Raw genomic sequence first — 5,774 nt, forward strand, 5'->3', positions numbered from 1 at the left:
CGAGTTCCTGCGCGGTCGCGCGGGCGCCGTCGAGGTTGAGGTCGGCGATCGCCACCGCGGCGCCGTGAGCCGCATAGACCTCGGCGATGCGCTTGCCGATGCCGCTTGCCGCACCGGTCACGATCGCCACTTTGCCGTCGAGTCGCATGGTCGTTTTCCTTGTTTTTCGGAGGGATGCGTGGAAGGGGGACCCGTGGTCCGCGTCGCGCCCGGCCCGATGCGGGTCCGGCCGCGAAAAAAAAGGCGCCGCAGCTTGCGCGGCGACGCCGATGGGAGTGTGAATGAAGCTGCAGCCTATGACCCGCGCGTGACGGACAAGTTTCCGCATTGCAGCACGAAAACGCCAGCTGTTCAGCTCCGGGTCGGGTGGGCGAACGGCGTCAGCCGCCGGGTTCGACGCGGCGTGGGTCGATGTCGAGATCCTTGAGCTTGCGATAGAGGTGCGTGCGCTCCATCCCGACCGCCTTGGCGAGCTTGCCGACGCTGCCGCCCGCCGCGTCGAGCTGGTGCAACAGGTACGCACGCTCGAACTGCTCGCGCGCTTCGCGCAGCGGCAGCGAGAAGTCGATGCCGCGCGCGCCCGCTGCGGACGCTGGAGCCGCACCGGCCGAACCGAGTGCGGCCTCGACCTCCTCGAGCGAGACCTCGCTCGTGCTGCCGAGCACGAGCAGGCGCTGCACGAGGTTGCGCAGCTCGCGCAGGTTGCCGGGCCACGCGTAATGGCGCAGGCGGTTCTGCACCGCGACCGGGAAATTGCGGTACGGCAGCTGGTCGCGGTTGGCGAACCAGTCGGTGTGATAACGCAGCAACTCCGGGATGTCGTCGCCGCGCTCGCGCAGCGGTGGTACCTCGAGCGGGACGATCTTGAGCTGGTAATAGAGCTCCTCGCGGAAGCGCCCGGCCGCGACGAGCGCCGGGAGGTCGTGCGCGGTCGCGGCGATCACGCGCGCGTCGATCGCGACCGGCTCGTGCCCGCCGCAGCGGATCAGCGCGCGCCGCTCGATCACGCTCGACAGGCGCAGCTGAAGCTCGGGATCGAGTTCGGCCACCTCGTCGAGGTACAGGGTGCCGCCGTTCGCCTGCTCGAAAAGGCCGTGCTGCACGCCGCCGCTCGCGTCCTCAGCGCCGAACAGCGCGAGCGCGGCCGTCTCGCGCGCAATCGCGCCCGCGGCAACGGTCACGAACGGACCGGCGCGGCGCGCGCTGCGGTCGTGCAATGCGCGCGCGATCGTCTCCTTGCCCGTGCCCGGCTCGCCGACGACGAGTACGCCGGTATCGTGCGCGGCGATCTTGTCGATCTGCGCACGCATCAGCTGCATCGCGCGGCCGGAGCCGACGAGATCGCCGGGCGCGGGAAGCTGGCGGCGCAAGCCTTCGTTTTCGCGCTTGAGCCGGCCCGCCTCGAGGGCGTGGCCGACGACGAGCAGGAGCTTCGCGAGCGAGATCGGTTTCTCGATGAAATCCCACGCACCGAGGCGGGTCGCCTCGACCGCCGTCTCGACGGTTCCATGGCCGCTGATCATGATGACCGGGCACGGCAGCCCGCCGCGCTCGTTCCATTCGCGCAGCAGGCTGATGCCGTCGAGGTCGGGCATCCAGATGTCGAGCAGCACCACATCCGGCCGCTGGCGCCGGCGCGCCTCGCGCGCGGCCGCGGCGGAATCGGCGAGATCGACCGCGTAGCCTTCGTCCTCGAGGATGTCGCGGATCGTCGAACGGATGTCGGGTTCGTCGTCGACCACGAGTACGCGTGCGGCAGCCGCCATCGCCGGTTCCAACGTTGCGAAAAGGAGACAGCGAGGATAGCGCGACGACGCGGGCGGCGCGATGCCGAATGAGCCGGCTCGCTTCGCGCGCGCGATCAGGCCTGCGATCGATCGAGCGGCAGGCGCAGGAGGAAGCGTGCGCCGCCCTGCGCGCGATTCTCCGCGCGCACGCTGCCGCCGTGCTCCTCGGCGATCTTCTTGACCACGGCGAGGCCGAGGCCGGTGCCGCGCGCCTTGCTCGTCGTGTACGGCTCGAACCAACGCTCGCCGAAGTCCGCCGGAAGGCCGGGGCCATTGTCGGCGACCGACAGCTCGACCCATGGCTCGCCGTCCTGCTCGAACACGCGCGTTGCGACGACGAGCTGCGGCTTGTGCGCTTCGCCGATCGCTTCGAGCGCATTCTTGATCAGGTTGTGCAGGGCCTGGCGCAGGCGCACCGCGTCGACGCGCACGCGCGGCTCACCCGCGGCGAACTGGCGCGCGAGGCTGAGGCGCTGGTCGTTCTCGTACAGGTCGAGCACTTCGCCGATCAGCGCGTGCAGCGCGAGCGGCCGCGGCGAGAGCTGCGGCGGGCGCGCATAGTCGCCGAACGCGTTGACCATCGTCTTGAGTGCCTCGACCTGGCTCACGATCGTGTGCGTCGCGCGGTCGATGAGTTCGCCCTCTTCCGGCGCGAGGCGGCCGAGGAAGCGCCGGCGCAAGCGTTCGGCCGCGAGCTGGATCGGCGTGAGCGGGTTCTTCACCTCGTGCGCGAGGCGCCGCGCGACCTCGCCCCAGGCGGCGTCGCGCTGCGCGCTGTTGAGCACGGTGAGGTCGTCGAAGACCGCGACGTAGCCGGCCTGCTGCGGCAACGCGGTGCCGCGCACCATGAGGCTGCGCCGGCCCTGTGCGGTGTCGAGCACGACTTCCTCGCGCCATTCACGCACGTCGTCGCGGAGGTGCCGTGCGAGCGGTTCGGTGAACGGCGCGAGGTCCGCGTGCTGCTTGCCGATCTCGCCCGCGCTCGCGCCGACGAACTGCTCGAAGTCGACGCCGAGGATCGTGTCGGCAGCGCGATTGGCGACGCGCAGGCGGCCGTCGCGGTCGAAGCCCAGCACGCCGGCCGAGAGCCGCTCGAGCACCGCTTCGAGCCATGCGCGCTGCTGTTCGGTTTCGCGCGCGCTCTTCTGCGCGCGTGCGCCCGCGAACTCCAGTTCGCGCGTCATCTGCGCGAACGAATCGACGAGGAACCCGAGTTCGTCGTCGCTCGGCGCCGGCAATGGCGTGTCGTAGCGCCCGGCGCCGACCGCGCGCGTGGCCGCGGCGAGGCGTCCGATCGGTGCGACGAGGCGGCGCGCGAGGCCGAATGCCGCGAGCACGACGACGAGCACCGACAACAGCAGCACGAACGTCAGGATCAACGCGAACGTGAGCTTGAGCGAGCCGCGCAGGAACTTCAGCCGCTGGAAGTCGAAACTCGCGCGCTCGATCCGCTCGGTCAACGGCTGCAGGCGTGCCGGCAACGGGAACAGGCCCTGCAGCAGGCGCTCCTGCGGCGCGAGTCCCGCGGCGGGTGCGATCGGCAACACCACGCGCAAGGCGAGCCCGCTGCCGAACGGCTCCGCGGCGGCGTAGCGGCGATCGCCCTGGACCCGCAACAGCACGGCGCTGTCGGGGATCGGCGGAGCGAGGTAACGCGGATCGGAGCTCGCGCTCGCCTCGACGCGACCGTCCGCGCCGAGCACGCTGAGCTGGATCGCACCGAGGCCGTCGATCGCCTCGTCGAGCAACGCCTGCGCACCTTCCGCGCGCTCCTCGCCGAGGCGCCGCGCGAGCAGCGCGCTGGCGCCCTCGTCGCGATGCAGGTGTTCGTCGATGACGACGCGACCGAGCTCGAGCGCATCGTCGAGCGCCTGCTCGAGGCGCAGGTTGAACCAGTTGTCGATCGTCGCGTCGAGGAAGCGCAGTGCGAAGCCGTACACGACGACGCTGGCCGGTAGCGCGAGCAGGATGAGCAGGCGCAGCAGGCGCCGGTTGAGGCGCGCGCCGGGCACGCCGCGCAGGACGTCGTCGCGCAGGCGCCACAGGCGCAGGCCGATCGCGCCGACGAGGACGACGAGCGCGACGAGCGCCGCGCCGAGCACCCAGCGGTAGTGCGCGGCGAAGCGCGCGCTGTCCGCGGCGGCATCCTCGGCGAGCTTGAGCGACGCCACGAGCAAGGCCGCGACCGCGAGCGCGGGCAGCACGCGGCGAAACAGGAAATTCAGCGCGCCGCGGCGGGCCATGTGCTGTCCGCGGAAGCGAGCCGCCAGGCCGGCTCGAACAGGGCCGGCAGGCGCAGCGCGCCCGGCAGGGCGGTCGGGTCGATCGCGGCGCGCACGTGCAGCGGTGTCCCCGGCGCGAGTCGCGCGAATTCGATCGGCAGGCCGAGGCGCAGCGAACCGAGCGCGGACAGAAGATAGGCTTGGGTCGCGAAGCTGCGCACGTCCTCGCTGTCGCCCTGGCGCAACTGGTAACGGCGCGACAACGGGAAGTAGCGCAACTCGATCGCAGGCGTCGCCCGCGCGCGCGCGCGCGGCCAGTCGCCCGCGCGCACGTCGATCGCGAGCGTGATCGGAATGCCGTGGTCGAGCGCGTCCTGCATCGGCCCGCTCAGGCGGCAGTCGAGGCCGAGCTCGAGCATCGCGCCGCCCTCGGACGCCTGCAGCTGCGCGCTGCGCACGCCGAGCGAACCCGATGGCGCGAGCAAGCCGCAACCGCCGAGCAGCGCCGCGAGCGCGCACGCCGCGAGCGCGCGTGCGCCGCGGTGGATTCGCTCACGCCTGTTTTTCGACCAGCGCATAGTAGAAGCCATCCATCCCGCCCTCGCCGGGAAGGTTCTGGCGGCCGACGCCCGCGGCATGGCCGCACGCTTCCTCCAACGGCATCGCGCGCGCATCATCCCGGCCGCGCAGGAACTCGGCAAGCACGCCTTCGTTTTCCTCGCGCAGCAGCGAACAGGTCGCGTACAGCAGGCGACCGCGCGGGGCGAGCAGCGGCCACAGGGCGTCGAGCATGCGCCGTTGCGTCGCGACGAGCGCGGCGACGTCGGAGCCGCGCCGGTGCAACTTGATGTCGGGCTGGCGACGCACGATGCCGGTGGCCGAACACGGCGCGTCGACGAGGATCCGCTCGAACGGCCGGCCGTCCCACCACGCGGCCGCGTCGGTCGCGTCGCCGGCGACGATCGTCGCCGCGAGGCCGAGGCGGTCGAGGTTTTCGCGCACGCGTGGCAGGCGCGCGGGGTCGGCGTCGAGCGCGAGCAGGTCGATGTCGGCTCGCTCGAGCAGGTGCGCACTCTTGCCGCCGGGCGCGGCGCACGCGTCGAGCACGCGCATGCCCGCCGCCGGCGCGAGCAGGTCGGCGACGCGCTGCGCGGCGCCGTCCTGTACCGAGAATGCGCCCTCCGCGTAACCGGGCAGGCGCGTCACGTCGGCGCTTTCGTCGAGCACGATCGCGTCCGCGAGCCCGTCGGGCGCATGCGCGACGATGCCGGCTTCGGCGAACCGTTCGAGCAGCGCTGCACGCGTCGTGCGGCGACGGTTCGCGCGCAAGGTCAGCGGCGCCTCGCGGTTGTTCGCGGCGAGGATCGCCGCCGCGTGTTCGGGCCAGTCGCGCCCGATCGCGTCGATGAGCCAGCGCGGGTGCGCATGGCGGGAGACCGGGTCGCGATCGAGCTCGGCGTCGATCTGCGCGCGTTCGCGCAGGAACCGGCGCAGCAGCGCGTTCGCGAGCCCGGCGTACTGCGGCTGGCCGAGCGCTCGCACGGCCTCGACCGATGCCGCGACGACCGCGTACTCGGGCAGGCCGAGCACGGCGATCTGGGCGAGCGCGAGCACGAGCAGCGCGCGAACCTCGCGGGCCTTCGGCGGCAACAACTTGTCGAGCAGCCGCGCGAGCGCCGCGTCGAGGCGCAGCCACCAACGCGACGCCTCGAACAGGGATGCGGCGAGCAGCGCGCGATCGCGCGCGTCCGCCACGCGCGCATTC

5 protein-coding genes are annotated in these 5,774 nt (G+C 72.1%); all 5 read right to left on the reverse strand.

What is annotated here, in order from left to right; all coding sequences use genetic code 11:
- Positions 1-148, reverse strand: a 148-nt coding sequence (locus tag VI238_RS10235) for an SDR family NAD(P)-dependent oxidoreductase (RefSeq protein ID WP_331650993.1), incomplete at its 3' end; no start/stop codon positions are given.
- Positions 149-380: 232 nt separating this feature from the next.
- The gene (locus tag VI238_RS10240; RefSeq protein ID WP_331650988.1) at positions 381-1,766 is read right to left on the reverse strand and encodes a sigma-54 dependent transcriptional regulator; all 1,386 of its coding nucleotides are present in this window, start codon (positions 1,764-1,766) and stop codon (positions 381-383) included.
- A 95-nt stretch (positions 1,767-1,861) separates the two neighbouring features.
- The gene (locus tag VI238_RS10245; protein WP_331650989.1) at positions 1,862-4,030 is read right to left on the reverse strand and encodes a sensor histidine kinase; all 2,169 of its coding nucleotides are present in this window, start codon (positions 4,028-4,030) and stop codon (positions 1,862-1,864) included.
- Entirely contained in the window at positions 4,009-4,587 is a 579-nt protein-coding gene (locus VI238_RS10250) for a DUF4390 domain-containing protein (protein WP_331650990.1), read from the reverse strand. The genes VI238_RS10245 and VI238_RS10250 overlap by 22 nt, the downstream gene beginning before the upstream one ends.
- A partial coding sequence (rsmB, locus tag VI238_RS10255) for a 16S rRNA (cytosine(967)-C(5))-methyltransferase RsmB (RefSeq protein WP_331650991.1) occupies positions 4,562-5,774 on the reverse strand: 1,213 nt, incomplete at its 5' end. The genes rsmB and VI238_RS10250, both read right to left, overlap by 26 nt.

Origin of the sequence: Dokdonella sp. (assembly GCF_036518555.1) — a bacterium.
Taxonomy (GTDB): domain Bacteria; phylum Pseudomonadota; class Gammaproteobacteria; order Xanthomonadales; family Rhodanobacteraceae; genus Dokdonella_A.

Excerpts from the sequence above, each read along its gene's own strand:
- VI238_RS10240 (WP_331650988.1), bottom strand. The coding sequence starts at position 1,766 with ATGGCGGCTGCCGCACGCGTACTCGTGGTCGACGACGAACCCGACATC.
- VI238_RS10245 (WP_331650989.1), bottom strand. The coding sequence starts at position 4,030 with ATGGCCCGCCGCGGCGCGCTGAATTTCCTGTTTCGCCGCGTGCTGCCC.
- VI238_RS10250 (WP_331650990.1), bottom strand. The coding sequence starts at position 4,587 with ATGCGCTGGTCGAAAAACAGGCGTGAGCGAATCCACCGCGGCGCACGC.